Below are 25984 nucleotides of genomic sequence, written 5' to 3'. Positions count from 1 at the left end.
GCGAAGGTAACGAGGGGTTGGCAGATTGTTTGCTGCGGGCCGGCACGGCTCAATACCGCACGTCGCGCGCAACTGCCATTCGTCGGCTCGGCAGGGGGGTGGCGGGGTGAGCACGGGCTCTCGTGGCAGCCGGTGGGTGGTCAGGGTGTGTGGCACCAGCCCCTGGATCGGGGATAGGCGGGCCGGGCAAACTGCGACGCGGCATGGCGCTGGCCGGCCGGCACAATATTTCAGATCTGTCGCATTTTGTCGTCGATCGTCGGTCGGGCTGGCCGGGGCTCGGCTTCCAATGGCTTGGGCGGTGCCGGCCCGCCGATGGGGGCGGCGGGCGCTGCGATGATGCCGTGTCCGGCCCGGGAGGCCGCCTTGACTGCAAGCCATGGGAGACCACGATGAACCGATTGACCTCGAGTGCCGCCTGCCGCGGCGCCCTTGTGGCCGCGCTCTTGGCGCTGGCCTGGCAGGCCGGCAGTGCCGGGACGCTGCGTGAGCGTTGGGCCGAGCGGCTGGCCGCACGAGGCCAGGCCGAGATGCTGGAGGCCGATGCGGCCGCGTCTGCTGCACTGGACTTGCCGCGCGGCGTGCGGCTGGTGGCGGACCTTGCCTACGGTCTGCAGGCCGAGCAACGCTTCGACGTCTATCGCCCGCTGCGTGCGCGCTCGGCGCCGGTGATCTTCATGGTGCACGGTGGTGGCTGGAAGCGCGGGGACAAGGCGCACGCCACCTTCGTCCAGAACAAGGTGCAGCGCTGGACCGAGCTCGGTTTCGTGGTGATCTCGACCAACTACCGGCTGCTGCCCGGCACCCCGCCGGACGAGCAGGCCCGGGATGTGGCCCGGGCTGTCGCGCTGGCACAGCGCCGCGCCGAGGAATGGGGCGGCGACCGCAACAAGTTCATCCTGCTGGGTCATTCTGCCGGCGCCCACCTGGTGGGCATGCTGGCGTCCTCGCCCGCGCTCGCGCAGCGGCACGGCGTCAATGCCTGGCTGGGCAGCGTGCTGCTGGACAGCGCCGCGCTGGACGTCGTCACGCTGATGCAGGGGCCGCATTTCCCGCTGCACGACGATGCCTTTGGCGCCGATCCGGCCTATTGGCCCGGCGTGTCGCCCTACCACCTGCTGCAGCAGAAGGCGGCGCCCTTGCTGATGGTGTGCTCTATCCCGCGGCAGACGTCCTGCGACGAGGCGCGGCGCTTCGCCGCCCGGGCCAGCCTGCTCGGCTCCGTCGCCGAGGTCGAGCCCGAGGCGTTGAGCCACCGCGAGATCAATGAGCTGCTCGGCCTGGAGCCCGGCTACACCGGCCGCGTCGAGCGCTTCCTGGCCACGCTCGATCCCGTGGTGGCACACCTGTTGGGCCGTTGAGGACGGCAGCAGCGCTTTCGATCCCTGGCGAGAAGGGCGCTCGCCGATGGCGGGCGATGGTCATCGTGGCTCGCCGGCAGGGCCGGCCGGTAGCCGCAGCCGGACACACCAGCTGCCGGGCCCGCCGTCGAACTCGAGCTGGCCGCCCAGCCGGGTGGCGACCTGCTGCACCACCGTCAGCCCCAGGCCCGAGCCGGCCGTCTGCCGGCTGCCGTCGCCGCGCGAGAAGGCCTGCAAGGCCCGCAGGCGGGCGGCGGTGTCCGGCATGCCGGGGCCATGGTCCATCACTTCGACCCGGGCCTCACCCGGCGCCGCGGCCGAGACCGTCAGGCGCACCGGCGGCCGACCGTGCTTCAACGCGTTGTCGATCAGGTTGAACAGCGCGCGTTCCACCAAGTGCTGATGAGCGCGGGGCAGCTCCAGGCTGCGCGGGGCGGTGACCTGCAGCACCGCTGCATCGCATTCGAAGCTGGCGGCCACGCGGCGCGCGGCGTCGGCCAGGTCCACCGGCTCATCGAGCGCCAGCTGTTCCGATCGCACCAGGTCGAGAAAGCTCTCGATGAGCCGGTCGGCCACCGCCACGTTGCGCACGATGGCGGCCTGGCGCGGGGCGCAGTCGGGCGAGGCGGGCAGCAGCTCGGCCGCCAGGCGGATGCGGCCCAACGGGCTGCGCAGGTCATGCGACACGCCCGCCAGCAGCAGCGAGCGCTCGGCCTGCTGGGCCTGCAGCCGGGCCAGCAGCTGGTGGTAGGCCTGCTCGATCTCGGCGACCTCGGGCGGTGCGCGCCGCATCGGCGCGGGCTCGACGGCCCCCGGTCCGCCAGCGATGCGGCGGTGCAGCCGCGTCAACGGTGCCGTCAGCCGGCGCGCCAGCGCCCACGACAAGGCGATGACCAGGGCGCCGCCCAGGGCCAGGCCGAGCAGCAGGCGCGTGCTGTTGCCTGGTGCCAGGAACGGCGCGTCGATGCCCAGCCAGAGGGGCCGCTCGTCGGCGCCCCGAAGCTCCAGCCAGAGCCGGCGCTGCGGCTGCTCGTCGGGATCGAAGGCCAGTCGGTGCACCGCCACGCCGCGCGCCTGCAGCTCGCGCTGGAACATGCGCAGCCGCGGCGCGGGCGTGGCGCCTGCATCGACACCGGGCGGCCGATGGTTGAGCCGCCGCACGCCGCCGAGGGGGGAGAGGGGGGTGTCGGGCGTGGGGGACGCCGCCGAGGTGGCGGCTGCAAGCGCGGGGGCCCACTGCGCAGCCGCCATGGCCGCGACGGTCTTGTTGCGGTCGCGCACATACACGACACCAAAGACAGTGAACAAGGCCACCGCGAGCAGCGACTGCGCGAGCAGCAGCCGCGCAAACAGGCTGTCGAACCGCGGCCCAGCCATGCCGGCTCAGGTGGCCGCGCCGCGCGGCACGAAGACGTAGCCCTCGCCGCGCACGGTGTCGATCCACTCGCGGCCGGGGCTGGCGTCGCGCAGCTTGCGGCGCAGGCGGGCGACCTGGACATCCACCGTGCGGTCCAGCGGCCGGTAGTTGGCCGACTGGACTTCGGCGCTGAGCCGCTGCCGCGAGAGCGGCTCGCCGCAGGCCTGTGCCAGCGCCACCAGCAACTTGAACTCCACGCTGGTGAGGGCCACCGCCTGGCCAGTGCCGGGCGCCGCCGTGGTGATGTGCACCTCGCGCCTGAGCAGGTCGATGCACAGACCGTCGAAGCGCAGCAGCGAGGCCGCCGTCCCCGGCTGGCGGTGGGCCGGCGACTGCCGGCGCAGCAGGGCGCGCACGCGGGCGACCAGCTCGCGCGGCTCGAAGGGCTTGGGCAGGTAGTCGTCAGCGCCGATCTCCAGTCCCAGCACCCGGTCGAGCGGGTCGCCGCGGGCCGTGAGCATCACGATGCCCAGTGCCGGATGCTCGGCCCGCCAGCGCCGGCAGAGGTCCAGCCCATTGCCGTCGGGCAGCATCAGGTCGAGCAGGGCCGCATCCGGCCTGAGGGTGGCCAGCGCCCGTTCGGCATCGCCGGCGGTGAGCACCGAGTGGGTGTCCCAGCCTTCACGGGCGAGCAATTCGGCCACCATGGCGGACAGCTCGGCATCGTCGTCGACCAGCAGGACCAGGGGGCGGGCAGGCATGCGGCGAAGTGTACGGCGCGGCCGCAGCCACCCGGTCTGCAGGCGCCGGCCAGCCAACGAAAGACCCTGCCTCAGCTGCTGGCGCGGGCTGCTTCGCCGCTGTGCCGGGCGCCGGGCGCAAGAACGCATGCAAGGCAATACCGCGTGCCAGCAGGGTCCGGCTGCCAAGCTGCAGCCCGCTGGCCAGTGCGCGCCGCGTCCTGCGGCGGCGTTGATTTTTCATCCAGGAGACCGGTGCCCCGGCCGTATTGAGCCAGGACGATGTGCGCCGGACGTGCATTCATGCGCGAAAGCGATGAGCGCGGCGCGGTGGGGACCGTCATGCGGTGGCGCTCCATGGCGCGCTTGCAGCGGTGGCGGAGGCGGTGAGATTCGAACTCACGGAAGGGTCACCCCTTCGCTGGTTTTCAAGACCAGTGCCTTAAACCACTCGGCCACACCTCCAGCAAGCCGGCCATTCTACTCAACGCGGCGGCCCGCTCAACCCGGCGCCTGCGACTGCTCGCACTCGACCTGGATCACCTCCGCCACCCGGCCCTGCTCGAGTCGGGCGGCGGACAGCCGGCCGCCCCAGACGCAGCCGGTGTCCAGCGCCAGCAGGTCCTCCCGCTGCATCAAGCCCAGCGTGGACCAGTGACCAAAGGCGATCGGCGTCCCTGCGGTGCGGCGACCCGGCACCTCGAACCAGGGCATGTAGCCGTCCGGGGCCTTGGCGGCTTCCTCCTTGGCAGCGAATTCCAGATGCCCGTCGGGTGTACAGAAGCGGATGCGGGTCAGGGTATTCACTGCATTGCGCAGGCGGTCATGGCCGCGCAGCTCGTCGGTCCAGCGGGCCGGCTGGTTGCCGTACATCACCTGCAGGAAGTCGCCGTGGTCGGGGCTGCGCAGCTGCGCCTCCACCTCGCCCGCGAGCTGCAGTGTCAGCGCCAGGTCCCATTGCGGCACCACGCCGGCATGCACCATCAGCCAGCCATGCTCGTGCACCGCCAGGCGCTGGTGCCGCAACCAGTACAGCCATTGCTCACGGTCCGGGGCGTCCAGCACCGGCTGCAGCGTGTCGCGCCGGTGGGGTGGCCGGACCCCGTGCGCCACCGCCAGCAGGTGCAGGTCGTGGTTGCCGAGCAGGCAGGTGGCCGCATCGCCCAAGCCGTGCAGCCTCTGCAGCACCTCCAGCGAGCAGGGGCCCCGGTTGACCAGGTCGCCCAGCAGGTAGAGCCGGTCCCGCGAGGGACTGAAATCGAGCTGCTGCAACAGCCGCTCCAGGGCCTGGCAACAGCCCTGCAGATCGCCAATGAGATAGATCATGGCCGCGATTCTGCTACGCTGCTGCGGTTTCAAATTTTCCCCGCGCCCGCGCCGGCCCTGCATGGACGTTGCCTTACTGATCTTCCTCGTGCTCCTGAACGGCGTGTTCGCCATGTCGGAGATGGCCCTCACCGCCGTGCGCAAGGCCCGCCTGCAAGTGATGGTGGAAGGCGGCGACGCCGGCGCCCGCGCAGCGATGGAGCTGCACGACGACCCGACGCGCTTCCTCTCGCTGGTGCAGATCGGCATCACCTCCATCGGCGTGCTCAACGGCATCGTCGGCGACGCCGCCTTCTCGCAACCGCTGGCCGCCTGGATGCGCGAGCAGCTGCAGCTCAGCGAAGGCGTCACCAATGTGGCGGCCACCGCGCTGGTGGTGGTCATCATCACCTTCCTCACCATCATCTTCGGCGAGCTGGTGCCCAAGCGCCTGGGCCAGATGTACCCGGAGTCGGTCGCGCGCCTGGTGGCGCAGCCGATGAACTGGCTGTCGTACGGCGTCAAGCCCTTCGTGGTGGTGCTGTCGGTGGCCACCCAGGCGGTGCTCAAGCTGCTGGGCATCAAGGAGGCGCCGAGCCGCCACGTGACCGAGGAGGAAATCGCCGCCAGCCTCGAGGAAGGCGTCGATGCCGGTGTCATCGAGGCGCAGGAGCACCAGATGGTGCGCAACGTGTTCCGCCTGGACGAGCGGCAGGTGTCCTCGATGATGATCCCGCGGGGCGACATCGTCTGGCTCGATGCTTCCGAGCCGCAGGCGGCGCTGGACATCATTGCCCAGACCGAACATTCCCGCTACCCGGTCTGCCGGGGTGGGCTGGAGGACGTCATCGGCTTCGTTGCCGCCCGCCAGCTCCTGCAGCAGCTGGCCCAGGGCCAGGGCGTCGACCTCACGGCCACCAACCTGCAGGCGCCGGTGTTCGTGCCGGAAACGCTCACCGGCATGGAACTGCTCGAGAGCTTCCGTGCCTCGGACATGCAGATGGTGTTCGTGGTCGACGAGTACGGCGAGATCCAGGGCATGATCACCCTGCAGGACGTGCTGGAAACGATCACCGGCGAGTTCAGTTCCGCCAACCGTCCGGACGATGCCTGGATGGTGCAGCGCGAGGACGGCTCCTGGCTCATCGACGGCCTGATCCCGGTGCATGAGCTGAAGGACCGCCTGCGCGTGCGCGAGCTGCCCGACGAAGACCGCGGCCGCTACAACACGCTGGCCGGCATGATCATGTTGCTGCTCGGCCGCCTGCCCAAGACGGCCGATGCGGTCGAGTGGGCCGGCTGGCGCTACGAGGTGGTGGACCTCGACGGCAAGCGCGTCGACAAGGTGCTGGCCAGCCGCATCGCCGAGCCGGCCGAGGACAGCGCCGAAGGCTGACGCTTCGCCCGGCCGGTGCCGGCCGCCAAGCCAATCTTCGCGGCGGCGGCGCCCTTGCCAGCCGCTGCGCCGCGGGCCGCATGGCGCGGCACGCGACGGTGGCCAGCCAGCCACCCGGTGTCGCCGCCCACAGCGCGCAGCGCGGTTCGCGTTGCATGGGGGCCGCCGGCCGTGCCGCCCACCCGCGTCCCCAAGGCGCGACCCCAGTTGCATGGTGTCCATGGCGCTTCCCGTCCCAGGTCGCCACCCAGACAGGCATGTGGCTTGCTGAAGCCCTAGGCCGACAGTCGGCATGGCGGTTCTGGTCGAGGCCGGGGAGCAAGAGCAGATGACACTTTCCATCCCGATGCGCCTGGGGCTGGGCTTGGTGCCGGCCCTGCTCGGCCTGCTCATCGTCGGCGGCGTGGCGTTCGGCCGGATGGAAGCGATAGAAAACGACGAGCGCTGGGTCACCCATACCGTGGAGGTGATGCACAGCATCAGCGACACCGCCTCCCAGCTGGCCGAGGCCGAGAGCAATGCGCGGGCTTACCGCCTGGTGGGCGAGCAAGACTACCTGCAGCGCTTCCAGTCCGCCCGCATCCACCTGCAGACCTCCATCGAGACCTTGCGCCAGCGCATCGCCGACAACTGGGAGCAGCAGGTCCGACTGAGCGAGTTCGAAACGATGGCCCAGCGCCGCATGGGGGTGCTGGGCCGGCTGGTCGAGCGCGGCGGCGCGCGTCCGGCGGGCATCGACCAACTCTCGCAAGACCTGCAACGCGAAAGCGCCCGCCTGTCCGAACGCACGCGGGAGATCCTCTCCGACCTCAGCGAGCACGAGCGGCGCCTGCTGCAGTCGCGCCGCCAGCGTGCGGAAAGCACCGCGGAAAGTACGCGGCTGCTCATTGCCGGCACCACCGCCTTGACGCTGGTGGTCGTGGCACTGCTCCTGCTGCTGACGGTGCGCAGCATCGTCGTGCCGCTGCGCCAGTTGCAGCAAGGCGCCGAGCGGGTCGGCGGCGGCGACTACCACTACCGGGTGCCGGAGTCGCGCGACGAGATCGGCCTGGTCGCCAGCATGTTCAATGCAATGACGGCGCAGGTGCAGCAACGCGAGGAACGGCTCTCGCAGGAAGACTGGATCCAGTCTTCGCTGGCCCGCTTCATGCCCCTGTTCCAGGGGCAGTTCCGGTTGCAGGAGTTCTGCCACCGGGCCCTGAGCGAGTTGGCGCCGCTGGTCGGCGCGCCTTATGCGGTGCTGTACACCCGCCGCAAGACCGGCGGCGAGCAGGGACTGGACCGTTGCACCACCTATGGCGCGACCGACACCCCGGCGCATGTGGAGCTGGGCCAGGGCCTGGTGGGGCAGTGCTGCGCCGAGGCACGGGTGATGCAGCTCAGCCCGGTGCCGGAAGGGTATGCACGGGTCAGTTCGGCGCTGGGCGCGGCACCGCCGGTGGAGATCCTGGTGCTGCCGGCCGTCTACGAGCACCATGTGAAGGCGGTCATTGAGCTGGGCTTCGTGCGCCGGGTGACGGAGGTGGAACGGGAATTCCTCGATCGCTTCATGCCCAGCCTGGCGGTGGTGCTCAACGGGCTGGAAGCACGCGAGGCCCTGGAAGCGGCGCTGAGCGAGTCGAACCGGCTCACCGCCAGCCTGCAGGCCAAGCAGACCGAGCTGACCCAGTCGTTCGACGAACTGGAGGCGCAGGCCGAGGAGCTGCGCCAGTCCGACAGCCTGCTGCGCGAGCAGCGGGAGCGGCTGCAGCAGGCCAACGAGGAGTACGAGGAAGCCAACGCCGAGTTGCGCCACAGCACGCTGGCACTGCAGGACCAGGCGCGCCAGCTCAGCGCGGCCTCGGCCTACAAGTCCGAGTTCCTCGCCAACATGTCGCACGAGCTGCGCACCCCGCTCAACAGCCTGCTGATCCTGTCGCAGCTGCTGTCCGAGAACCCCGAAGGCACGCTGAACGCCAAGCAGGTGCAGTACGCCCGCACCATCCACGACGCCGGCGAAGACCTGCTGGCCCTGATCAACGACATCCTCGACCTGGCCAAGATCGAGTCCGGCACGGTGCAGATCGACACCGAGGACGTCAGCCTGGCCGAGCTGATCCGCTCCGCGGAAGGCACCTTCCGCGCAATGGCCGACAGCAAGGGCGTCGGCTTCCAGACCCGGCTTGACGAGCAGCTGCCCGGGGCGATCCAGACCGACTCGCGCCGGGTCTGGCAGATTGTCAAGAATCTGCTGTCCAACGCCTTCAAGTTCACCGAGCAAGGCCAGGTGGTCTTCACCATCGGACCCAGCGCAGCGCCTGCCGGGCTGGACGAGGCGAGCGAAGCTGCCGCGCAAGGTGCCTGGGTGGCGCTGGCAGTGCGAGACAGCGGCATCGGCATCGCGCCGGAGCAGCAGGAGCGCATCTTCGACTCCTTCCACCAGGGCGACCGGGGCACGGCCCGCAAGTACGGCGGCACCGGGCTGGGCCTGTCCATCAGCCAGAAGCTGGCCGCCATGCTGGGCGGCACCCTGCGGGTGCAGAGCAAGCTGGGCGAAGGCAGTGTGTTCACGCTCTACCTGCCATTGAAGGCGGCACAGTTCCCGGCTGCCGCCGGCGAGGCCGTGCCCCCCGCCACCGCCACGCCGGCGGCCCAGCTGCCTTCGCCCACGCCAGCGGCCAGCGCGGCCGCCCGCAAGCAGGCGGCCCAGCAGACCGCGCGCCGACTCATCGTGGCTTTCAGCGACCAGCGGGTGGTCGAGCAAGTGACGGAGATCGCCACCGCCCATTCGGTGGAGACGCTCACGGTCTCCGACCTCTCGCAGGTGGCCAGCCTGTGCGAGCGCTCCTGGCCGCTGATGATCGTCCTGGAGGCCGCGATGGACGGGGAGCAGGGCTGGGTCACGCTCGGCGTCCTGAAGCAGAACGTGCGCACCCGCTACGTGCCGGTGCACCTGGTGTGCGCGCCGGGCGAACGTGACCGGGCGCTGCGGCTCGGCGCCGCCTCGGCCATTCCGTCCACCGGGCTGAGCCGGTCGGTGCTCGAAGGCGTGCTGGGCCCGCACCTGGAGCGGCTGGCGCGGCCCTACCGGACCCTGCTGGTGGTGGAGGACGACGCGGTGCAGCGCCAGGCCATCCTTGACCTGATCGGCAACGGCGACGTCTATGCCACGGGTGTCGGATCCGGCCAGCAGGCGCTGGACGCCATGTCGGCCACGCCGTTCGACTGCGTGGTGCTCGACCTGGGCTTGCCCGACATGGAAGGCGCCGAGCTGCTCGCCCGCATGCACGAGCAGTTCGATGCGCACTGCCCGCCGGTGGTGATCTATACCGGCCGCGAGCTGACACGTGCCGAGGAGGCCGCGCTCAAGCCTATTGCGGAGGCCATCATCGTCAAGGGCGCGCGCTCGCCCGAGCGCCTGCTGGGCGAGACGGCCCTGCTGCTCAACCGCCAGGAGCTGCGCCTGCCCGAGACCAAGCAGCGCATGATCGAGCGCGGCCACCAGGAAGACCCGGTGCTGTCCGGCCGACGCGTGCTGGTGGTGGATGACGACATGCGCAACATCTTCGCCACCACCGCCGCGCTCGAGGCCTACGGGATAGTGTTGCAGCATGCGGAAAGCGGCGAAGAGGCGCTGCGCCTGCTGCAGGAGCACGATGACCTGGATGCGGTGCTGATGGACGTGATGATGCCGAAGATGGACGGCTTCGAGGCGATGCGCCGGCTGCGTGCCATGCCGGGCCTGCAGCGCCTGCCGGTGATCGCCATCACCGCCAAGGCCATGCCGGGTGACCGCCAGCGCTGCATTGACGCAGGCGCCTCGGACTACCTCACCAAGCCGGTGGACATGGACCGCCTGCGGGCCATGCTGCGGGTCTTCCTGACCGACGCCAAACAACAATGAACAAGTTCGAGACGGCGCTGACCGACGAGCTGCGCAATGCCTTGAACGCCTTGCTGCAACTCGTGTACGAGCATACGGGCGAGGACTTTCGCCAGTACAAGCACCCGACCATGCTGCGCCGCGTGTTGCGGCGCGTCGAGGCAGAGCAGGTCGACGGGCTCGACGGACTGTTGAAGAAGGCAAGCCAGGACCGCGACTGCCTGGCCCGGCTGCGCGCCGCGCTGACGCTGCACGTCACCTCGATGTTTCGCGATCCCAGCTTCTTCCTGCAGTTGCGCGAGCAGGTGGTGCCCTACCTGAGCACCTATCCGCATCCGCGCATCTGGGTGGCCGGATGTTCGACGGGGCAGGAACTGTTCTCGCTGCGCATCCTGCTGGAGGAGGCCGGGCTGGGCGAGCGGTGTACGCTCTACGGCACCGACCTCAGCGAATCGGTATTGACCACCGCGCACTCGGGCATGGTGGATGCTTCCCTGCTGGGGGACTATGAAGCAAATTACCGCGCAGCGGGTGGCACCTGCCGGTTCCTCGACTACTTCGAGGTGGCGGACGGCCACAGCCGGTTCCGCCCGCACCTGTTGGGCAACGCGGTGTTCGCAGTGCACAACCTGGTGAGCGACATGTCCTTCAATGAGTTCCACCTGGTCTCGTGCCGCAACGTGCTGATGTACCTCGACCACCGCGCGCAGGCGCGCGCCTTCTCGATGATCCACGAGAGCCTGACGCCGCTGGGCTTCCTGGCGCTGGGCAGCAGCGAGTCGCTGATGAACTCGACGCACCAGCGTGACTATGAACGCATCGACGCCCACGAGCCACTGTTTCGCAGGATGCGCTAGCCAAGGACCACCATGACGGACAGCGATGCAGTCAACATCCTGATGGTGGACGATGAGCCGGCCAACCTGCTGGCGCTGGAAGCGGTGCTGGGGCCGCTGGGCCAGCGGCTGGTGCAGGCGCAGTCGGGCCACGAAGCACTGCGGCGGGTGCTGGAGGACGACTTCGCGGTGATCCTGCTCGATGTCCGGATGCCGGACATGAGTGGCATCGAGACAGCCAGTTTGATCCGGTCGCGACGGCGCTCGCAGACCACGCCGATCATCTTCCTCACCGGCCTGGAGAAGAGCCCGGAGATGGTCTTCGAGGGCTACTCGGCCGGTGCGGTGGACTACCTGACCAAGCCGGTGGTGCCCGCCATCCTGCGTGCCAAGGTGGAGGTCTTCATCGAGCTGGAGCAGGCGCGGGCCAGCTTGAAGCGAGAGATCCGCGAACGGGAGCGGGCCGCTGCCGAGCTGGAGGCACTGAACCTGTTGCTGGAGGCGCGCAATGGCGAGCTGGCAGCCGCCAATGCCGAGCTGGACGCCTTCTGCGCCGCCGTGTCGCACGACCTGCGCACGCCCCTCACCCATGTGGAAGGCTTTGTCGAGCTGCTGCAGGCCTCGGCTGCCGACAAGCTGCAGGCCAACGAGCAGCAGTACCTGTTGACCATCCGCGATTCCACGCTACGCATGCGGGCGCTGATCGGCGAGTTCCTGCGATTCGCCCGCCTGGGTGCCAGTGAGCTGAAGACCGCGCCGGTGGACATGGACGCGCTGGTGCAGGACTGCCGCGACCAGCTGCAGCCGGAAGTGCTGGGCCGCAATATCGAATGGCAGGTGCAGCAGCCGCTGCCGCCGGCCGAAGGCGACGAGCAGTTGCTGCGGCAGGTCTGGATGAACCTGCTGTCCAACGCCCTCAAGTATTCCCGCACCCGCGACCCGGCGTGCATCTCCATCACCGGCGAGGGCCGCGATGGCGAGAGCATCTACCACGTGCGCGACAACGGCGTGGGCTTCGACAGCAGCGCCGCCGAGCGGCTGTTCAGCGCCTTCTTCCGCATGCACTCGGCCAGCACCTTCGAGGGCGTTGGCGTGGGACTGGCCTCGGTCAAGCGCATCCTGCAGCGGCATGGCGGCCGCGTCTGGGCCGAAAGCCGGCCAGACCAGGGCGCCTGTTTCAGCTTTGCGCTGCCGCAGGTGATGCCGCCACCGGCCGGCGGCCGGTAATTCATACCGGCGCGCCGGCAGCGCCGCATGGCCCGCGGCACGGCCTTCATTGCAGCAGGAAGCCGGCGCACTTGCCGCCGCGCATCGCCAGCACCACCAGCACGTCATCCTCGCCGGCAGCCGGATCGAGCTTGAACAAGTGCACGTCCATGCCGGTCTTTCGGTAGCTGCCCAGGTACTGCGTGCGCCACCCCTGGCCCAGCACCGGCTGCACCGCGGTGTTGACGCCGGTCAGCTTCTCGGCGGTGACGGCGCTGCGGATCTCGTCATGGCAGGCGGCATGGAAGCGCGTCGCGTCGTTCTTGAGCGTGGCGTCCATCAGTGTGTCGAAGGTGGATTGCACGGCGGCCGGGGCGGCGGCGGTGGTCGGCGGCTGGGCCGCGGACGAGAGGGCCGCCGCCAGCAATGCGGCGGCCAGCAGGCGCGGTGGGCGGGCCCGGCGGTGGGCCGCGTCATGCGTGGCAGGCAGGTGGAGGATCTTCATGGCCGCCTTCCTTGCAAGCGACGCGCCTGCGCGTGTGGCACGGGCCTTGCCGCGGCGTCGTTCATCGTTCGGAGGTACGTACATGAAACTGGCAGGCAGGAAGGCCATCGTCACCGGGGCCGACAGCGGCATTGGCCGGGCTATTGCAGTGGCGTTCGCGCAAGCGGGCGCGGACGTGTTGATCCACTATCACAGCGACCACGAAGGCGCTGCGGAAACCGCCCGGCAGGTGATCGAGGCCGGGCGCCGCGCCGAGCAGCTGCAAGCCGACTTCTCCAACCCGCAGGCGGCGCAGCTCTTCTTCGACCAGGCCCTGCAGCGCCTGGGCGGGCTGCAGGTGCTGGTCAACTGTGCCGGCCGCATGTCGGGCGTGGACGACTCGCTGCAGACCACGCTCGATGATTTCGTCGACGTGCTCAACGTCAACCTCGTGACGCCGTGGGTGCTGTGCCGGGCTGCGGCCTTGCACATGCGGCAGCAGGGCGGCGGCGCCATCGTCAACGTCACCTCGGTGCACGAGGAGATCCCCATCCCGGGCGGCACCTCTTACTCCGCCGCCAAGGGCGGCTTGCGCTCGGTGACGCGCAACCTGGCGCGGGAGCTGGCCAGCCACGGCGTGCGCATCAACAACGTCGCGCCCGGCATGATCGCGACGCCGATGACGGCGGATGCCTTGAGCGACCCGAAGGGCGTGCAGCAGGCCCGCGAGAACATCCCCATGCAGCGTCCCGGCCGGCCCGAGGAGGTCGCCCGGGTGGTGCTGTTCCTGGCCAGCGACGATGCCAGCTATGTGACGGGCAGCAGTTATTTCGTCGACGGCGGGCTGATGCAGAACATCGGCGGGACCTGAGCAAGGTGGCCGGTCCGCGCCGCGGCAGCGCCAGCCGTTTCCGCCACTGGGTGCGAGGGGGCGCAAGCCTTGCCGCCGCCCGCCAAGCGCCGAGGCCCGCCCACTGCGGCCATGCACGCCGGCCGGTGGTGGATCAGCTGGCCGCCGGGCCGAGGTCGCCGTAGGCCCCGGCGATCACCACCACATACCCCTCGGGATCGCGCAGCCAGATTTCGCGGTGCTGGGCATTGGCGTTCACCAGGGGGCCCTCCAGCACCTCCGCGCCCACGGCTCGGATGCGCTGCAGCGCCTCATCGAAGTGCTCGGCCTGGAACCACAGCAGGATGCCGTTGCCATAGGGGCGCGACTCGGGCCGGCCCAGGTGCGGGTGGTGGTGGGCGTCCCATCCGTGCAGCTGCAGCACCATGCGGTCGCCGACCATCAGTTGTTCGTACTCGGTGCCGCCGTGCCCGCTGCGGCCGCCGAGCACGGCCTGGTACCACTGGCTGCTGGCCGGGACGTCACGGACCGCGATCAAGGGTTGGGGCTGCATGTGGGATCTCCTTTGCACTGGCCGGGCACTATGCCATGGCGGCCGGCCAGGGAACCTGCCCACCGCCGTCGGCTGGACGGCGATGGCCGCAAGCGACGCAGTGGCTCTGTGCATCTCGCTGCCCGGCTCGCACAATACCTGGCACCCACAACCTGCCAGCGGGTGCAGCGTGCCCCTGGCGTTCGAGGAGATGCAAATGGCTCACTACGTGGACGGATATGTGGTGCCGGTGCGCGAGGCGCAGCTCGAGGCCTACCGTGCCTTGGCAGAGAAGGCCGGCACGGTCTGGCGCGAGCACGGCGCACTGCAGTACTGGGAGTGCGTGGCCGACGATGTGAAGCCGGGCAAACTCACCTCGTTCCCGCAGAGCGTCCAGCTCAAGGACGACGAGGTGGTGGTGTTTTCCTGGATTGTGTTCGAGTCGCGCGAGCATCGCGACACCGTCAATGCCAAGGTGATGGATGACCCGCGCATGAAGGACATGATGGACCCTGCGTCCTTGCCCTTCGACGGCGCCCGCATGTTCTGGGGTGGCTTCAAGGCGATCATCGAGATGTGACCGGCGCGCCGGCGGCCTGCCGCGTCACCGGCCGCCCGCGCGCGAACCCGCCGCCTCACCCGCTGCGGGGCCCGTGCGCAGGCCAGGCGCCAGGCTTCGGCCCTGGTGTCAGGGGGCAGGCCGTGGTACCGGCCGCTCAGCCAGTGGCGACGTGGCCGACGCGATAGCGCTGCAGCCCAGTCGCCGGCCCGGCCGGCGGCTCCTCGGCCCACAGGCGCAGCTGCACCAGCCGCCACTCCTGCGGACTGAAGGCCGACACCGCGGCGAGCGCGCCCGTGTCCGCCACTGCCTGGTGCATGGCCTGCGCTTCGCCGGCCTGTAGCTCCGGCAGCCGGCTGTGCGGCTCGATGCACTGCATCTGGCGGGTGGCCCAGCGGGCGCCCTTCAGGTCGGCCCGGCGGCTTTCGCCGAGGACGAGCCAGGTGCTGACCGACGGCCGGCCGAAGTCGTGCGCCAGCACGGCGAAGCCCTCGCCTGCCAGGAAGCGGGTGGCGCCCTCCGGACGGTGCCACAGGTAGAAGGGCGCGTACAGGTTCTGCGGGCCGTCGACTCCGCGGCAGGCATAGAGGAAGGCCTTGAAGGCCAGGTCGCCGAAGCCGTCCATCAGATGGCCTTTGGCGGCAATGCGCTCGCGGATGGTGTCCATCTCGAAGCTGGCGGGCAGCGTGATGCTGTATTGCATGGCAAGCATGGTGCGCTCCGGCCTCAGACCTCGGTGGCGTCCACCAGGGACGTGCCGTTGGCAAAGCACCAGTCCTCCGCCTCGGCGGTGGTGATGACCACCATCACATCGCGGCTGTCGATGCCCGGCGACTGTGCCAGGCGCTCGGCCAGGCGCCGGTAGAAGCGCCGCTTGGTGTCCAGCGACCGCGGGCGACCGGCGGTGATGGCGATCAACACGAAGTCGGCACTGCGGGGCCCGCCCAGGTAGTGGGTGTCGTAGATCAGCTCGCCCGGCGCGTGCTGGTGGATGATCTGGAATCGATCGTCGGGCGGCACGTCAAAGGCCTCCACCAGGGCGCTGTGCAGGCTGTCGGACAGGGCACGCAGGTGCTCGGGCGACTTGCCTTGGAGCAGCGAGATGCGGGCATAGGGCATGGGGTTCTCCTCGGGTGGGACTCAGGCCGACGTGGCTTGGGCAAGCAGGGTGCAGGCCGAAGCGGCTGCGGGCCAGCCGGCATAGAAGGCCAGATGGGTGACGAGCTCGGACAACTCCTGCGGCGTGACGCCGTTGTCCAGCGCCCGCTGCAGGTGGAAAGGCAGCTGCTCCAGCCGGCAGAGGGAGACCAGCGCAGCGACGGTGATCAGGCTGCGGTCACGCCGGCCGAGCTGAGGGCGTTCCCACACGTCGTTGAACAAGACCTGCTCGCTGAGCTCGGCGAGCTTGGGAGCCACGCGCGACATCGCATGCGCGGGCAATGCAGGGGAGAAGGTGGCGGTCATTGCAGGAAAACTCCTTGTGAGGTCGCTACCTTAGGCCTGACAAACCGTCCTGAATATCAGAAAATTCTGGCCCGACAGTTCCATAAAACAGGATGATGAAATGCGCCGGATCACCTTCGATCTCGACGTGCTGCGCACGCTGGTGACCGGCGTGGAGCTGGGCAGCTTCGCCAAGGCGGCGGACCGGCTGGGCCGGTCCACCTCGGCCGTCAGTGCGCAGCTGAAGAAGCTCGACGCACTGGTGGGCACGCCGGTGCTGGTGAAGTCGGGCCGCGGCATGGTGCTCACGCCGGCTGGCGAGGTGGTGATGGGCTATGCCCGGCGGCTGCTCGAATTGAACGACGAGGCGGCGCAAGCGGTGCGGGAAGTCGACCTGAAGGGCGAGGTGCGCCTGGGCCTGCCGGAGGATTTCGGCGAGAGCCTGCTCAGCTCGGTGTTGGGCGGCTTTGCACGTGCGCATTCGCGGGTGCGGGTGCAGGCCCGGCTGGCACGCCATGCCGAACTGCTGGCCGAGGTGCAGCGGGGCCGGCTGGACCTGGCGCTGGCCTGGGACGGCGGCGTGGCCACGCCGCACCAGCGCCGCGTGGGGCGGCTGGCGATGCAATGGATCGGGCCGGCCCACGGCGCACCGCTGCCAGCCGAGGGCGAGCCCTTGCCGCTGGCGGTGCTGGACGCGCCCTGCCTGATGCGCAGCGCCGCCCTTGCGGCGCTTGACCGGGCCCACCTGCCGTGGCGGGTCGCCTTCACCAGCCCCAGCCTCTCGGGCATCTGGGCCGCAGTGGGCGCCGGACTGGGCGTGACGGTGCGGACCCGCGCCGGCCTGCCGGCGGCCCTCACGGTGGTGCCCTCGCTGCCCCGCCTGCCCATGATCGGGCTCGACCTGCACCGTGCCGAAGCCGAGCCGCCGGCGCCGGTGCGGCGCCTGGAATCCCTGTTGCTGGCCCACCTGAGGAGCGGGCTGCCGGCGCGCGATGCCTCCTCGCGCACCACCGCCGCCGCATGAGCGACCTGTCCACCGAGACCCTCTGGATCGACACGGGCCCGGGCCGCCTGTTCGCCAAGGCCTGGCATGCGGCCGGTGATGAAGCGCCGATCGTGCTGTTGCACGACTCGCTGGGCTGCGTGGCGCTGTGGCGCGACTTTCCGCAGCGGTTGTCGGAGGCCACCGGGCGAACCGTGATCGCCTATGACCGGCTTGGCTTCGGCGCGTCCGATCCCCATCCTGGCGACCTGCCGCCCGGCTTCATCGAGGACGAGGCAGCCGGCGCTTTTTCAGCGGTGCGCGAGCGCTTGCGGCTGGATCGCTTCGTCCTGTTCGGCCACAGCGTGGGCGGTGCGATGGCGGCGGGCTGCGCCGCGGCGTTTGGCGAACGTTGCCACGCCCTGGTGACCGAATCGGCCCAGGCCTTCGTGGAGGACCGCACCGTCCAGGGCGTGAGCAACGCCCGGCACGCGTTTGCCGGGCCGGCGCCGCTGGAGCGGTTGAGGAAGTACCTCGGCGACAAGGCGCCCTGGGTGCTGCGGGCTTGGGTCGATACCTGGTTGTCGGAGGACTTTCGCGGCTGGCGGCTCGACGCGGCACTGCAGCGTGTCGCCTGCCCCGTCCTGGCCATTCATGGCGGCGACGATGAATACGGGTCGCTGAGCCATGCCGAGCGCATTGCTGCACAGGTGCAGGGGCCGGCCGTCCTCGAGATCCTGCCTGCCTGCGGGCATGTGCCGCATCGCGAGCAGGAAGGCGCCGTCCTGCGGGTGGTTCGTGGTTTCCTCGATGGGCCCGGCGGTGCGCGCGGGGCGGGGCGGGAGGCGGCGCGGCCCTAGCGGGCCGCCTGCCGGGCCGTGGGCCCTGGGGCGGGCTCGCCGTCCGCGGCGCTGCGGCTCGCCGGCAGGCGGGGCGGTGGGCGCTGCCTTACGTCGGTGTGGTGAGGAGCAGTCGCACGACCAGGAAGGCGCCGCCGGCCAGCCACGCCTTGAACAGCGGCCGTCGCCGGTAGCGCGAGCCGTAGAGGCGCGCCACCGCCTGGCTGTGCGCCAGGCCCGAGCTGAAGTACCAGACGAGCAGGAAGGTCGACATCGCCGCCCCCACGCTCATGCGCAAGGACGGATGGCCGCCTGCCGCGATCAGGACCAGGAGGCCGGCCACACTGAGGACCAGGCTGGCCGTCAGCCAGGCCCAGGCGCCCAGGACGCGGCGCTCCCCCAGGGCACGGCGGTTGAGCAGATGCAGCAAGGTGCCGAATACCGGCGTGAAGAACAGGCTCCAGAAGGCGGCGGCATCGGGGTTCCACAGCGCAATGTCCTGGGGCGGCGGTGTGGCCGGTGCCAGCGACGGCGCCGGCGCGTCGGACTCCAGCTCGAAGCTGCCGCTGTGGAACTCCTGCAGCACCTGGCGGGCCGGGGCCAGCAGCTGCGCCGGCACCATCACCCGCACGCCGCCCGCTGCGCCGGCGAGGAAGGGGTGGGCCTGCGCCAGATGGGCGTCGGCCAGCATGGCCGGGATGCCGGCGGCCACCAGGCAGGACTTCAGCAGGTGCCCCTCGGTGGGGGTGGTGGTGCGTGTCAAGGTGCGCATCTCGCCGAGGTCGAGCGCCGGCGCGTCTGGTGCGGCGGTGGCGGCGGGAGAGTCGGGATCGGGAATCATGGGCGGGCTGTGGACGATGAGCGCGCGCGAGCATGACGCGCGATGCGGCCGCTGGCAACGTGGCAGTTCCGAAGGCCGGGCCTCGCCGTGTCGCCCGTCACGAAAGTGCCGGCGGCGCGCCGGCTGGCGGGGCTGGCTGGGCCGCGTGCCGCCGCTGGCGATGGCGATGGCGATGGCGATGGCGATGGCGATGGCGATGGCGGCAGCCGAGGCCGCTGTCGCTGCCCAGCCAGGCGCCTCGTCGCACGCCCAGGGCGCGGGGCAGCGGCCGGTTCGACCAGCGGACCGCCGGCATCGCAATGCCGGGCGGCACCCGGGCCTGTCAGGACGCCGGCAACTCGACCGGCAACCAGAGGCGAACCACGGTCCCGCGGGCGGCCGCCGAGTCGATCTCGAGCTGCCCTTGCAAGCTCGCCGCCCGCTGCCGCATGTTGGCCAGGCCCCGGCCGCTACCGGACCGGTCGGGCTGGAAGCCGGTGCCGTCGTCCGCCACTTCGACGAACACGCGGCGGCCCTGGGGATCGGTGTTGGCCGCGATGCGGACGTTGCGCGCCTGTGCATGCCTGATGGCGTTGGCCAGGGCCTCCTGCAGCAGCCGCAGCACCTGCAGGGCCTGGGGAGCATCGAGCCAGGGCAGGGGGGGCAGGTCGGCCATGGACCAGTGCAGGGTCAATCCGGCGCCTTCCAGTCGGCGCCCCATGCGGGCGCGCAGGCCGGCCAGCAGGGTGGCCAGGTCGTGCTCGATCGGCTCCAGCGAGTCGATGGCGATGCGCAGGTCATCCACCGCAGCCCGCAGCACCTCGGCCACGCCGCTGGCCGAGGGCGAGCCTTGCTCGACCACCCGCAGCGCCGAGATGAGCGCCGCGCCGACGCCGTCGTGCATGTCCCGCATCAGGCGTTGGCGCTCCAGCAGCACCGCCTGCTGGCGTTCGATCTGGCGCAGCTGCTCGTGTTGCGCGGCCAGTGCCGCTTCGCGCTCGGCCAGCTGGCTCTCGAGCGTGGCATTGACCGCCTCCGCATGCTCGATGGCGCCGATGAAGCGCCGCCAGCCCATGAACAGGAAGCTGCCGATCAGCAGCGCCGACCCGTACGGCAACAGCAGGATCGATTCGGGCGAGACGGTCATGCTGATGAGCAGCCAGTCGTGCACCCCGAAGCCGAGGCAGGCCCACAAGGCCGCGACGATCACCCGCAGTTCCGGCCTGCCGCCGCGCACGGCCCGCGCGGTGAGCAGGCCCGTGACGCACAGGCTGGTGAGCGCGTTGATGGCATGCTGCAGCAGCAAGGCACTGAAGGGCCACAGCGGCAGCCCCAGCACCGCCCCCAGCGTGACGAGGGCGAGCAGCCCGCGCTCCACCGCCGGGTGCCGCCGGCTGTCGAAGTGAAAGACGAACCAGTAAGTGGCCAGCATCACCCAGGAGATCGAGGTGTTCGCCAGCCACCAGAGCCAGGCGGCGGTGGCCGGGTCGCCCGGCAGGTCGGCCCAGTGCTCCAGGTTGCGCAGCGGCCAGGCCAGGCAGGCCAGGCCGAAGTAGAGGTAGGCGCGTTCCCGGCGGCGCCGCAGCCAGACGCCAAGCGCCAGCAGGCCGAGGGCGGCCATGGCCACGCTCATCGCTTGCGGCAGCGTCTTCTGCAGCGAGAGGCGCAACTCTGCGCGCAGCCGCAGGGCGGCCTCCGGCCCGATCCAGGCGCTGGAGACCGCATAGGGCGTCGCTTCGCGCAAGGGCAGGCCGAGCGCGACCAGCCGGACCGCCTCGGCCGGCGGCGCTGCCTCGGGCCAGGCCAGCAGCACCGGGCGGCTCCAGCGCTCCTGGACGGCCACCGGCGACGGCGTCAGGGCTCGCCATTGCGCGCCGTCATGCCACCACAACTCCAGCGTGGGGGTGGTGACGCGTGGCAGGTAGAGCGCCCAGCGGTCGGTGCCGGCCGGCGTGCCGGCAGGAGCGTGGGCCGGCAGGCGCAAGCGGTACCAGGCCATCATGCGGCGCTGCGGCTCGCCGAGCGGCACCACCAGCGCGGCCCGGCGCGTGTCGGGCAGGGTGGCCGGGGCCCAGCGCCGGTCGTCGAGAGCGGGTGGGCCGTCGCTCAGCGTGCCGGGCCGCGGCTGGCTGGCGGCGGCAGCCGCCGTGGCAGTGTCCTCGCGGGCGGTGATGGCGCGGTCGGCCGCCTCGACATGCCAGGCGGCGTCCTGCAGCGGTGCCGTGCGGGCGAGCGTGAGCAGCGGCAGACAGGCCGTCGCGAGCAGCAGCATCCAGCGGCGCAGGCGCTCAGTCATCGAGGAGGCCCAGGTGGCGCGCTTCGTAGACCGCCTCGGTTTTCGAGTGGACCTGCAGCTTGCGGTAGATGCGCTTCACGAAGCTGGTCACGGTGTGGCGGGAGAGCGCCAGCATCGTGGCGATTTCATCGAAGCTATAGCCTTTGCTGGACAGGGTCAGCACCTCGCGCTCGCGGGGCGACAGCAGGTGGTCGCCCGCGGCGGTGTCTGCACTTCTCGGCGCCGGGGCGGCCGCCGGCGGCGGGGTCCAGCCGGCGAAGCGCCGCAGCAATTGCCGGGCAATGACGGCGCTGATCGGGCTGCCGCCGGCCTTCAGCACGCGGATCTGCTCGACGATCTCGGCCGCCTCGGCGTCTTTCAGCAGGTAGCCGGTGGCGCCTGCCTCGATGGAGGCCAGCACATGGCGCTCGTCGCCGAACACGGTGACCACCATCACGTCGCAGTCCGGCAGGCTGCGGGCGGCCTGCTCGATGAGATGGACACCGTTGCCGTCCGGCAGGCCGAGGTCCACCAGCAGCACGTCGGGCCGGGTGGATAGCAGGAGCCGGGCGCCCTCGGCCAGATTCCCGGCATGGCCGACCACTTCCATGTCGGTGGTGGTGGCCACCGCCTCGATGAAGGCCAGACGCAGGCTCGGGTCGTCCTCAATGACGAGTACGCGCAACTTCATGCCGAAAGTGTAGGGACCGCAAGCCGGGGGGCCGAGGGGGCAGCGTACCCTGTTTGCGCGACATCGGCCGCCGGCGCTGCCTGGCTGGCGGGCGGCCGGCGGCTTGTGATGCTGCCCGGCGATGGCGGCATCTCGAGGCGGCGGCGGTCCACGGCGTGCAGGGTGGCGTGGTTTCCACCGCGGGCGGCGATCCGCGGCCGCGGTGCGGCCGGGCGGGGCGCCAGCGCCGCAAGTCGTCCGTCGCATGCACTACTGACAGCGCTTGTCAGTGGTGGCACGGAAGATGGCGGGCCCATTCATCACCACCGGCGGCCGGTACGAGCCCGACGCCCTGCACAGGAGACAGGCATGACCCTTCCCGCATTCACCGGACAAGCCGGCGACTTCGACTTCCTGGTCGGCCGCTGGACCGTGACCAACCGCCGCTTGCGGGAGCGCCATGTCGGCAGTACCGAGTGGTTCGAGTTCCCGGCGAGCTACCAAGCGTGGTCGCACCTGGGCGGCATCATGAGCGTGGACCAGATGGATTGCGAGAGCCAGGGCTTTGCCGGCTGCTCGGTGCGCACGCTGGACCTGGCCCGCCAGCAGTGGGCGATCTACTGGATCGACAGCCGCAGTGGCCGGCTGTTCCCTCCGGTGCATGGCGGCTGGGCAGGCGGGCGCGGTGTGTTCGAGGGCGAGGACGAGGACAACGGCCGGCCGGTGAAGGTGCGCTTCGTGTGGCAGCGGCTCGGGCCCGACGCCGCCCGCTGGGAGCAGGCGTTCTCGCTCGACGGCGGGCAGCAGTGGGAAACCAATTGGGTGATGGCGTTCCAGCGGGTGGCGGGGTAGGGGTCGCGTGGCGTGGCGCGGCGCGGTGCCTTGCGTCAGCCCTTCCCGAGCACCGCTTCCACGCAGCGCGCGGCAACCCATTCCTCGTTGGTCGGCTGCACCGCCACCCTGACGCGGCTCGCGGTGGTGGAGATGGTCGGCGCGTGCTCGGCATTGGCCGCTTCGTCCAGCTGCACACCGAGGAAGCCGAGCTCGCGGCAGACGCGCTGGCGGATGGTGGCGTTGTGCTCGCCAATGCCGGCAGTGAACACCAGCAGGCCCAGGCCGCCGAGCACCGCCGTCAAGGCACCGATCTCCCGCACGATGCGCCGCACATAGAGCGCCAGGGCCAGCTGCACCCGCGGGTTGCCCGCTTCCTGGGGCAGCAGTTCGCGAGGATCGGAGGCGACGCCCGACACACCGAGCAGGCCCGACTCGTGGTACAGCAGGTGGCCCAGCTGCGCCGGTGACAGCCGTCCCTGCAAGTCGTTCTTCGGTGCGTAGGCGATCGAATGCAGCAGGAAATCCAGCCGCCCCCATCGTTGCCGCACCGCGTCGAAGACCGCTTCCAGCTGGCCCGGCTGCTCGACATCGAGCGGCAGGCGGATGTCGGCGCCCACCTGCCCGGCCAGCGGTTCCACATGCGGCCGGGCCTTGTCGTTCAACCAAGTGACGGCGAGTTGCCCGCCCTCGGCGCGGAATGCCTTTGCAGCGCCCCAGGCGATGCTGCGCTCGTCCGCAATGCCGACGACCAGGCCGTACTTGCCCTGCAATGCGTTGTCCATCATTTCTCCAGCACATAGGTGCCCGGCGCGTCGCCGAGCGGTGGACAGGCCGCGCTGCCAAGCGGCGGCGGTTCTGATCGCGGGCCCGACTGCTCGGCGAGCCCGGCTTGCCACGCGGGCCACCAGGAGCCGGGCAGGTCGGGCGCGATGGCAAGCCAGTCGTCCGGCGCGCGGTAGGGCTGGCCGGCCGGCGCAGCAGGTGGAAGTGCCGGCGCGGATGCCCGGGCGGGCTCACGATGCCAGCGTTGTGCCCGCCGCTGGTCAGCACGAAGGTGATGTCCGTCGCGCTCAGGTGGTGCAGCTTGTAGACCGAGCGCCACGGTGCCACGTGGTCGGTCATCGTGCCCACCATGAACACCGGCAGGTCGATGTCGGCCAGCGAGACCGGCTTGCTCTGGACCGGGAAGCGGCCCTCGCTCAGGTCGTCGTGGAGGAACAGCCGGCGCAGGTACTCGGTGTGCATGCGGGCGGGCATGCGAGTGGCATCGGCATTCCAGGCCATCAGGTCGTTGGCGTTCTGGCGTTCTCCCAGCAGGTATTCGTTCACCATGCGCGACCACAGCAGGTCATAGGAGCACAACATCTGGAAGGCGCCGGCCATCTGGGCGGCGGTGAGGTAGCCGGTCTCGGCCATCTGTGCCTCGAGCAGGCTGACCTGGCTTTCGTCGATGAACAGGCCCAGCTCGCCCGGCTCGGTGAAATCGGTCTGGGCGGCGAACAGCGTGAGGCTGGCGAGCCGGTCGTCGCCGTCGCTGCCCATGGCCGCCGCTGCCGCCGCCAGCAGCGTGCCGCCGAGGCAGTAGCCGGTGGCGTGGACCTTGCACTCCGGGACGATGCTGTTCACTGCCTCGAGTGCCGCCCGCAGGCCCAGCTGCAGGTAGTCGTCCATCCCCAGCTCGCGATCTTCGCTGCGAGGGTTCTTCCAGGAGATGCAGAGCACGGTGTGCCCTGGCCGACCAGGTAGCGAACCAGCGAGTTGTGCGGCGAGAGGTCGAGGATGTAGTACGTCATGATCCAGGCCGGCACGATGAGGACCGGCTCGCGATACACCGACCCGGTGGTCGGCGTGTACTGGATCAACTCGATCAGCCGGTTCCTCAGCACGACCTTGCCGGGCGTGACGGCCAGGTCCACGCCAACCCGCAAGGGCGCGGGCGGCGCGGACGGCTCGTGCGCCGCGAAGCGGTTCAGGTCGTCCAGCAGGTAGGACGCACCGCGCACCAGATTGGCGCCCCCTCCTGGAGGGTGCGCTGGATGACGACCGGATTGGTGGCCCACCCATTGCCGGGCGAGAGCATGTCCAGCCATTGCCGGGCCGCGAAGGCCACCAGGTTCTCGTGGTGCTTCTCGACGCCCCAGACGTCGTGGGTGGCCGCGTTCCACCACTGCTCGCTCATCAGGAAGGCGTCCTGCAGCGGCTTGAACGGCCACTGCTGCCAGGGCGGTGCGGCGAAGCGCCGGTCGGGCGGGGCCGCTGGCGCCGGCTGCGAGGCGGCGGGCCGTGGAAGGCTGCGCTCGACGGCCGTGCGCCAGAGTTGCTGGCCCTGCTTCAGCGCGAGCACGGCCAGGTCGATGCGCTTGCCCGGCGACACCGCAAGATGCAAGGCCCAGTCGGCATACGCAAGCCAGGCCGAGGCAAGCGACAGCGAGGATGTGGAGCGTGCGAGTGCCGCACGCAACGGGGGGCCAGGCTGTCGGCCGCCGAGAGGGCGGGGGGCGTCGAAAGGCTCATGAGGGTTAGCGAGCCTTGCAACCCGTTGTGCTTTTGATGCAGGCACTCTAGCGACGCAGGTCCTTGCGTCAATTGATAAGCCTCAAGTGCGGAAGTGGATCCCCGTGCCTGGCATCCCAGCGCGGACCTGCTGCGGCTGACCGTGGAGCTGCGCATGTGGCGGCGTCCGAGGGTGCCCGTGAAGGCTGCGCCGGCTTGCAGCTCGCGGCATCGCCAGCATGGCGTGCGGTCCTCCGTGGCTGGCCGGGCCGCGGCCGCAGGCGTGGGGTGTCATCGGAAACGCCGATGCTGTCATCGGAACATCCTGCTGGTGGGCTGATGGCGGATTCGCAACCATGGCGCTCCTGACACGACAGCCCAGGTTCAAGACATGGAAGACACACTGCAAGGACAACGCGCGTTTGTGGTCGGCGGCAGCTCCGGCATGGGGCTCGCGGTGAGCGAACAGCTGCTGCGACGGCGATGCGAAGTCGTGATCATCGGCCGTTCGATGGACAAGCTCGAGTCGGCCCGGGCCCGCCTGGGCCGGTTCGGCGCCGTCCGGCTGCATCAGGCCGACGTGACGTTGGAGGACGAGGTGCGACGCCTCTTCCGCGAGGCCGGGCCGCTCGACCACCTGGTCTGCACGGCGGCCGACATCCGCGGCTCATATGAGCTGTTGCCGCAACTGCAGGAAGAGGCGCTGGACCGTGCCATCCGCTCCAAGGTGGTGGCACCCATCCTCCTTGCCAAGCACGCGGCGGGACGCCTGCCGGCCCACGGCTCGATCACCCTCACCTCCGGCATCGCGGCCTACCGGCCGCGACCCAAGGGCGTGGCCGTTGCCGCCATCAATGCGGCCCTGGAAGGCGTGGTGCGCGCGCTGGCGGTGGAGCTGGCACCGCTGCGCGTCAATGCGGTGTCACCCGGCTGGGTGCGCACGCCGATATGGGGCGACGTGGCCGGCGACGAGGCGGAACCGCTACTGGCCTCGATGGCCGCGCGGCTGCCGGTGGGCCGGGTCGGCCGGGCCGAGGACATTGCGCAGGCCATCGTCTTCCTGGCCAGCAACGGCTACACCACCGGCACGGTCCTGCACGTGGACGGTGGACACCGGCTGGTCTGAGCAGGCGGCCTGTT

The 25984-nt window shown here is 70.4% G+C and carries 23 protein-coding genes, 1 tRNA gene and 1 pseudogene; 11 read left to right on the top strand and 14 right to left on the bottom strand.

The features are described 5' to 3' along the window. Positions 1–392: 392 nt before the first annotated feature. Complete coding sequence (locus N7L95_RS08740; RefSeq protein WP_301259432.1) at positions 393–1361, top strand: alpha/beta hydrolase; 969 nt, start codon at positions 393–395, stop codon at positions 1359–1361. A 60-nt stretch (positions 1362–1421) separates the two neighbouring features. On the opposite strand, the gene N7L95_RS08735 is transcribed toward N7L95_RS08740, so the two are convergent. From N7L95_RS08735 to N7L95_RS08720, 4 genes are all read right to left on the bottom strand, one after another. Continuing rightward, the gene (locus N7L95_RS08735; protein WP_301259430.1) at positions 1422–2738 is read right to left on the bottom strand and encodes a sensor histidine kinase; all 1317 of its coding nucleotides are present in this window, start codon (positions 2736–2738) and stop codon (positions 1422–1424) included. A 6-nt stretch (positions 2739–2744) separates the two neighbouring features. Further along, positions 2745–3479: a response regulator transcription factor gene (locus N7L95_RS08730; protein WP_301259429.1), complete on the bottom strand. Its 735-nt coding sequence runs from the start codon at positions 3477–3479 to the stop codon at positions 2745–2747. A gap of 354 nt (positions 3480–3833) precedes the next feature. Then, positions 3834–3923 (bottom strand) — tRNA-Ser (locus N7L95_RS08725). A gap of 36 nt (positions 3924–3959) precedes the next feature. Beyond that, positions 3960–4784: a symmetrical bis(5'-nucleosyl)-tetraphosphatase gene (locus N7L95_RS08720; RefSeq protein WP_301259428.1), complete on the bottom strand. Its 825-nt coding sequence runs from the start codon at positions 4782–4784 to the stop codon at positions 3960–3962. Positions 4785–4845: 61 nt separating this feature from the next. On the opposite strand from N7L95_RS08720, the gene N7L95_RS08715 reads away from it, so the two are divergent. The 4 genes from N7L95_RS08715 (at position 4846) to N7L95_RS08700 (ending at position 12084) form a co-directional block, all read left to right on the top strand. Continuing rightward, a complete protein-coding gene (locus N7L95_RS08715; protein ID WP_301259427.1) occupies positions 4846–6159 on the top strand; it encodes a hemolysin family protein in 1314 nt (437 codons plus the stop codon). Between the two features lie 328 nt (positions 6160–6487). Further along, positions 6488–10042 (top strand): response regulator, encoded by a 3555-nt coding sequence (locus N7L95_RS08710; protein WP_301259426.1) that lies wholly within the window; start codon positions 6488–6490, stop codon positions 10040–10042. Then, complete coding sequence (locus tag N7L95_RS08705; RefSeq protein ID WP_301259425.1) at positions 10039–10878, top strand: CheR family methyltransferase; 840 nt, start codon at positions 10039–10041, stop codon at positions 10876–10878. Before N7L95_RS08710 ends, N7L95_RS08705 begins: the two co-directional genes overlap by 4 nt. A gap of 12 nt (positions 10879–10890) precedes the next feature. Next, complete coding sequence (locus tag N7L95_RS08700; RefSeq protein ID WP_301259423.1) at positions 10891–12084, top strand: sensor histidine kinase; 1194 nt, start codon at positions 10891–10893, stop codon at positions 12082–12084. Positions 12085–12130: 46 nt separating this feature from the next. Here the strand turns inward: N7L95_RS08700 and N7L95_RS08695 are convergent, their stop codons facing one another. Beyond that, a complete protein-coding gene (locus N7L95_RS08695) occupies positions 12131–12568 on the bottom strand; it encodes a hypothetical protein (protein WP_301259422.1) in 438 nt (145 codons plus the stop codon). 82 nt (positions 12569–12650) lie between these two features. Here N7L95_RS08695 and N7L95_RS08690 point away from each other — a divergent pair, with 82 nt between their 5' ends. Beyond that, positions 12651–13418: an SDR family oxidoreductase gene (locus tag N7L95_RS08690; protein WP_301259421.1), complete on the top strand. Its 768-nt coding sequence runs from the start codon at positions 12651–12653 to the stop codon at positions 13416–13418. Between the two features lie 133 nt (positions 13419–13551). On the opposite strand, the gene N7L95_RS08685 is transcribed toward N7L95_RS08690, so the two are convergent. Continuing rightward, positions 13552–13950 carry a VOC family protein gene (locus N7L95_RS08685; protein WP_301259419.1) on the bottom strand — a complete coding sequence of 133 codons (399 nt, stop codon included), beginning with the start codon at positions 13948–13950 and terminating at the stop codon, positions 13552–13554. A 196-nt stretch (positions 13951–14146) separates the two neighbouring features. On the opposite strand from N7L95_RS08685, the gene N7L95_RS08680 reads away from it, so the two are divergent. Beyond that, positions 14147–14509 carry a DUF1428 domain-containing protein gene (locus tag N7L95_RS08680; RefSeq protein ID WP_301259418.1) on the top strand — a complete coding sequence of 121 codons (363 nt, stop codon included), beginning with the start codon at positions 14147–14149 and terminating at the stop codon, positions 14507–14509. 136 nt (positions 14510–14645) lie between these two features. Here the strand turns inward: N7L95_RS08680 and N7L95_RS08675 are convergent, their stop codons facing one another. From N7L95_RS08675 to N7L95_RS08665, 3 genes are read right to left on the bottom strand one after another with little or no spacing between them, the layout of a single operon-like run. Then, positions 14646–15200, bottom strand: a complete 555-nt coding sequence (locus N7L95_RS08675) for a DUF4865 family protein (protein WP_301259417.1) — start codon at positions 15198–15200, stop codon at positions 14646–14648. 14 nt (positions 15201–15214) lie between these two features. After that, the gene (locus N7L95_RS08670; RefSeq protein ID WP_301259416.1) at positions 15215–15607 is read right to left on the bottom strand and encodes a tautomerase family protein; all 393 of its coding nucleotides are present in this window, start codon (positions 15605–15607) and stop codon (positions 15215–15217) included. A 21-nt stretch (positions 15608–15628) separates the two neighbouring features. Then, positions 15629–15952, bottom strand: coding sequence for a carboxymuconolactone decarboxylase family protein (locus tag N7L95_RS08665; protein ID WP_301259415.1), 324 nt, complete (start codon positions 15950–15952; stop codon positions 15629–15631). A gap of 100 nt (positions 15953–16052) precedes the next feature. Between N7L95_RS08665 and N7L95_RS08660 the strand changes: the two genes are divergently transcribed. Together N7L95_RS08660 and N7L95_RS08655 are read left to right on the top strand one after the other, a co-directional pair. After that, positions 16053–16955: a LysR substrate-binding domain-containing protein gene (locus tag N7L95_RS08660; RefSeq protein WP_301259414.1), complete on the top strand. Its 903-nt coding sequence runs from the start codon at positions 16053–16055 to the stop codon at positions 16953–16955. Further along, positions 16952–17773, top strand: coding sequence for an alpha/beta fold hydrolase (locus N7L95_RS08655; protein WP_301259413.1), 822 nt, complete (start codon positions 16952–16954; stop codon positions 17771–17773). Before N7L95_RS08660 ends, N7L95_RS08655 begins: the two co-directional genes overlap by 4 nt. Positions 17774–17861: 88 nt before the next feature. On the opposite strand, the gene N7L95_RS08650 is transcribed toward N7L95_RS08655, so the two are convergent. The 3 genes from N7L95_RS08650 to N7L95_RS08640 form a co-directional block, all read right to left on the bottom strand. Further along, on the bottom strand, positions 17862–18593 hold the full coding sequence (locus N7L95_RS08650) for a putative signal transducing protein (protein ID WP_301259412.1): 732 nt from the start codon (positions 18591–18593) through the stop codon (positions 17862–17864). A 322-nt stretch (positions 18594–18915) separates the two neighbouring features. Beyond that, positions 18916–20868 (bottom strand): sensor histidine kinase, encoded by a 1953-nt coding sequence (locus N7L95_RS08645; protein WP_301259411.1) that lies wholly within the window; start codon positions 20866–20868, stop codon positions 18916–18918. Then, positions 20861–21538, bottom strand: coding sequence for a response regulator transcription factor (locus N7L95_RS08640; RefSeq protein WP_301259410.1), 678 nt, complete (start codon positions 21536–21538; stop codon positions 20861–20863). Before N7L95_RS08640 ends, N7L95_RS08645 begins: the two co-directional genes overlap by 8 nt. 348 nt (positions 21539–21886) lie before the next feature. Between N7L95_RS08640 and N7L95_RS08635 the strand changes: the two genes are divergently transcribed. Further along, on the top strand, positions 21887–22369 hold the full coding sequence (locus tag N7L95_RS08635) for a hypothetical protein (protein WP_301259409.1): 483 nt from the start codon (positions 21887–21889) through the stop codon (positions 22367–22369). A gap of 35 nt (positions 22370–22404) precedes the next feature. Here N7L95_RS08635 and N7L95_RS08630 read toward each other — a convergent pair whose 3' ends face one another. Next, positions 22405–23133: an SDR family oxidoreductase gene (locus N7L95_RS08630; protein ID WP_301259408.1), complete on the bottom strand. Its 729-nt coding sequence runs from the start codon at positions 23131–23133 to the stop codon at positions 22405–22407. Next, a pseudogene (locus N7L95_RS08625) lies at positions 23133–24911 on the bottom strand (PHA/PHB synthase family protein). Before N7L95_RS08625 ends, N7L95_RS08630 begins: the two are co-directional and overlap by 1 nt. Before the next feature lie 324 nt (positions 24912–25235). Between N7L95_RS08625 and N7L95_RS08620 the strand changes: the two are divergent. After that, positions 25236–25970 (top strand): SDR family oxidoreductase, encoded by a 735-nt coding sequence (locus tag N7L95_RS08620; RefSeq protein WP_301259407.1) that lies wholly within the window; start codon positions 25236–25238, stop codon positions 25968–25970. Positions 25971–25984: the final 14 nt, after the last annotated feature.

The sequence above is a fragment of the Eleftheria terrae genome (assembly GCF_030419005.1).
In the GTDB taxonomy this organism is placed as follows: domain Bacteria; phylum Pseudomonadota; class Gammaproteobacteria; order Burkholderiales; family Burkholderiaceae_C; genus Caldimonas; species Caldimonas terrae.
This window is presented reverse-complemented; position numbering and strand designations above follow the sequence as displayed.

Bases quoted from the DNA above. Each gene is read 5' to 3' on its own strand.
- N7L95_RS08705 (WP_301259425.1), top strand. From the start codon at position 10,039: ATGAACAAGTTCGAGACGGCGCTGACCGACGAGCTGCGCAATGCCTTG.
- N7L95_RS08670 (WP_301259416.1), bottom strand. From the start codon at position 15,607: ATGCCCTATGCCCGCATCTCGCTGCTCCAAGGCAAGTCGCCCGAGCAC.
- N7L95_RS08635 (WP_301259409.1), top strand. From the start codon at position 21,887: ATGACCCTTCCCGCATTCACCGGACAAGCCGGCGACTTCGACTTCCTG.
- N7L95_RS08720 (WP_301259428.1), bottom strand. From the start codon at position 4,784: ATGATCTATCTCATTGGCGATCTGCAGGGCTGTTGCCAGGCCCTGGAG.
- N7L95_RS08695 (WP_301259422.1), bottom strand. From the start codon at position 12,568: ATGAAGATCCTCCACCTGCCTGCCACGCATGACGCGGCCCACCGCCGG.
- N7L95_RS08690 (WP_301259421.1), top strand. From the start codon at position 12,651: ATGAAACTGGCAGGCAGGAAGGCCATCGTCACCGGGGCCGACAGCGGC.
- N7L95_RS08730 (WP_301259429.1), bottom strand. From the start codon at position 3,479: ATGCCTGCCCGCCCCCTGGTCCTGCTGGTCGACGACGATGCCGAGCTG.
- N7L95_RS08715 (WP_301259427.1), top strand. From the start codon at position 4,846: ATGGACGTTGCCTTACTGATCTTCCTCGTGCTCCTGAACGGCGTGTTC.
- N7L95_RS08735 (WP_301259430.1), bottom strand. From the start codon at position 2,738: ATGGCTGGGCCGCGGTTCGACAGCCTGTTTGCGCGGCTGCTGCTCGCG.
- N7L95_RS08685 (WP_301259419.1), bottom strand. From the start codon at position 13,950: ATGCAGCCCCAACCCTTGATCGCGGTCCGTGACGTCCCGGCCAGCAGC.
- N7L95_RS08680 (WP_301259418.1), top strand. From the start codon at position 14,147: ATGGCTCACTACGTGGACGGATATGTGGTGCCGGTGCGCGAGGCGCAG.
- N7L95_RS08660 (WP_301259414.1), top strand. From the start codon at position 16,053: ATGCGCCGGATCACCTTCGATCTCGACGTGCTGCGCACGCTGGTGACC.
- N7L95_RS08630 (WP_301259408.1), bottom strand. From the start codon at position 23,133: ATGGACAACGCATTGCAGGGCAAGTACGGCCTGGTCGTCGGCATTGCG.
- N7L95_RS08740 (WP_301259432.1), top strand. From the start codon at position 393: ATGAACCGATTGACCTCGAGTGCCGCCTGCCGCGGCGCCCTTGTGGCC.
- N7L95_RS08645 (WP_301259411.1), bottom strand. From the start codon at position 20,868: ATGACTGAGCGCCTGCGCCGCTGGATGCTGCTGCTCGCGACGGCCTGT.
- N7L95_RS08650 (WP_301259412.1), bottom strand. From the start codon at position 18,593: ATGATTCCCGATCCCGACTCTCCCGCCGCCACCGCCGCACCAGACGCG.
- N7L95_RS08640 (WP_301259410.1), bottom strand. From the start codon at position 21,538: ATGAAGTTGCGCGTACTCGTCATTGAGGACGACCCGAGCCTGCGTCTG.
- N7L95_RS08620 (WP_301259407.1), top strand. From the start codon at position 25,236: ATGGAAGACACACTGCAAGGACAACGCGCGTTTGTGGTCGGCGGCAGC.
- N7L95_RS08675 (WP_301259417.1), bottom strand. From the start codon at position 15,200: ATGCTTGCCATGCAATACAGCATCACGCTGCCCGCCAGCTTCGAGATG.
- N7L95_RS08665 (WP_301259415.1), bottom strand. From the start codon at position 15,952: ATGACCGCCACCTTCTCCCCTGCATTGCCCGCGCATGCGATGTCGCGC.
- N7L95_RS08700 (WP_301259423.1), top strand. From the start codon at position 10,891: ATGACGGACAGCGATGCAGTCAACATCCTGATGGTGGACGATGAGCCG.
- N7L95_RS08710 (WP_301259426.1), top strand. From the start codon at position 6,488: ATGACACTTTCCATCCCGATGCGCCTGGGGCTGGGCTTGGTGCCGGCC.
- N7L95_RS08655 (WP_301259413.1), top strand. From the start codon at position 16,952: ATGAGCGACCTGTCCACCGAGACCCTCTGGATCGACACGGGCCCGGGC.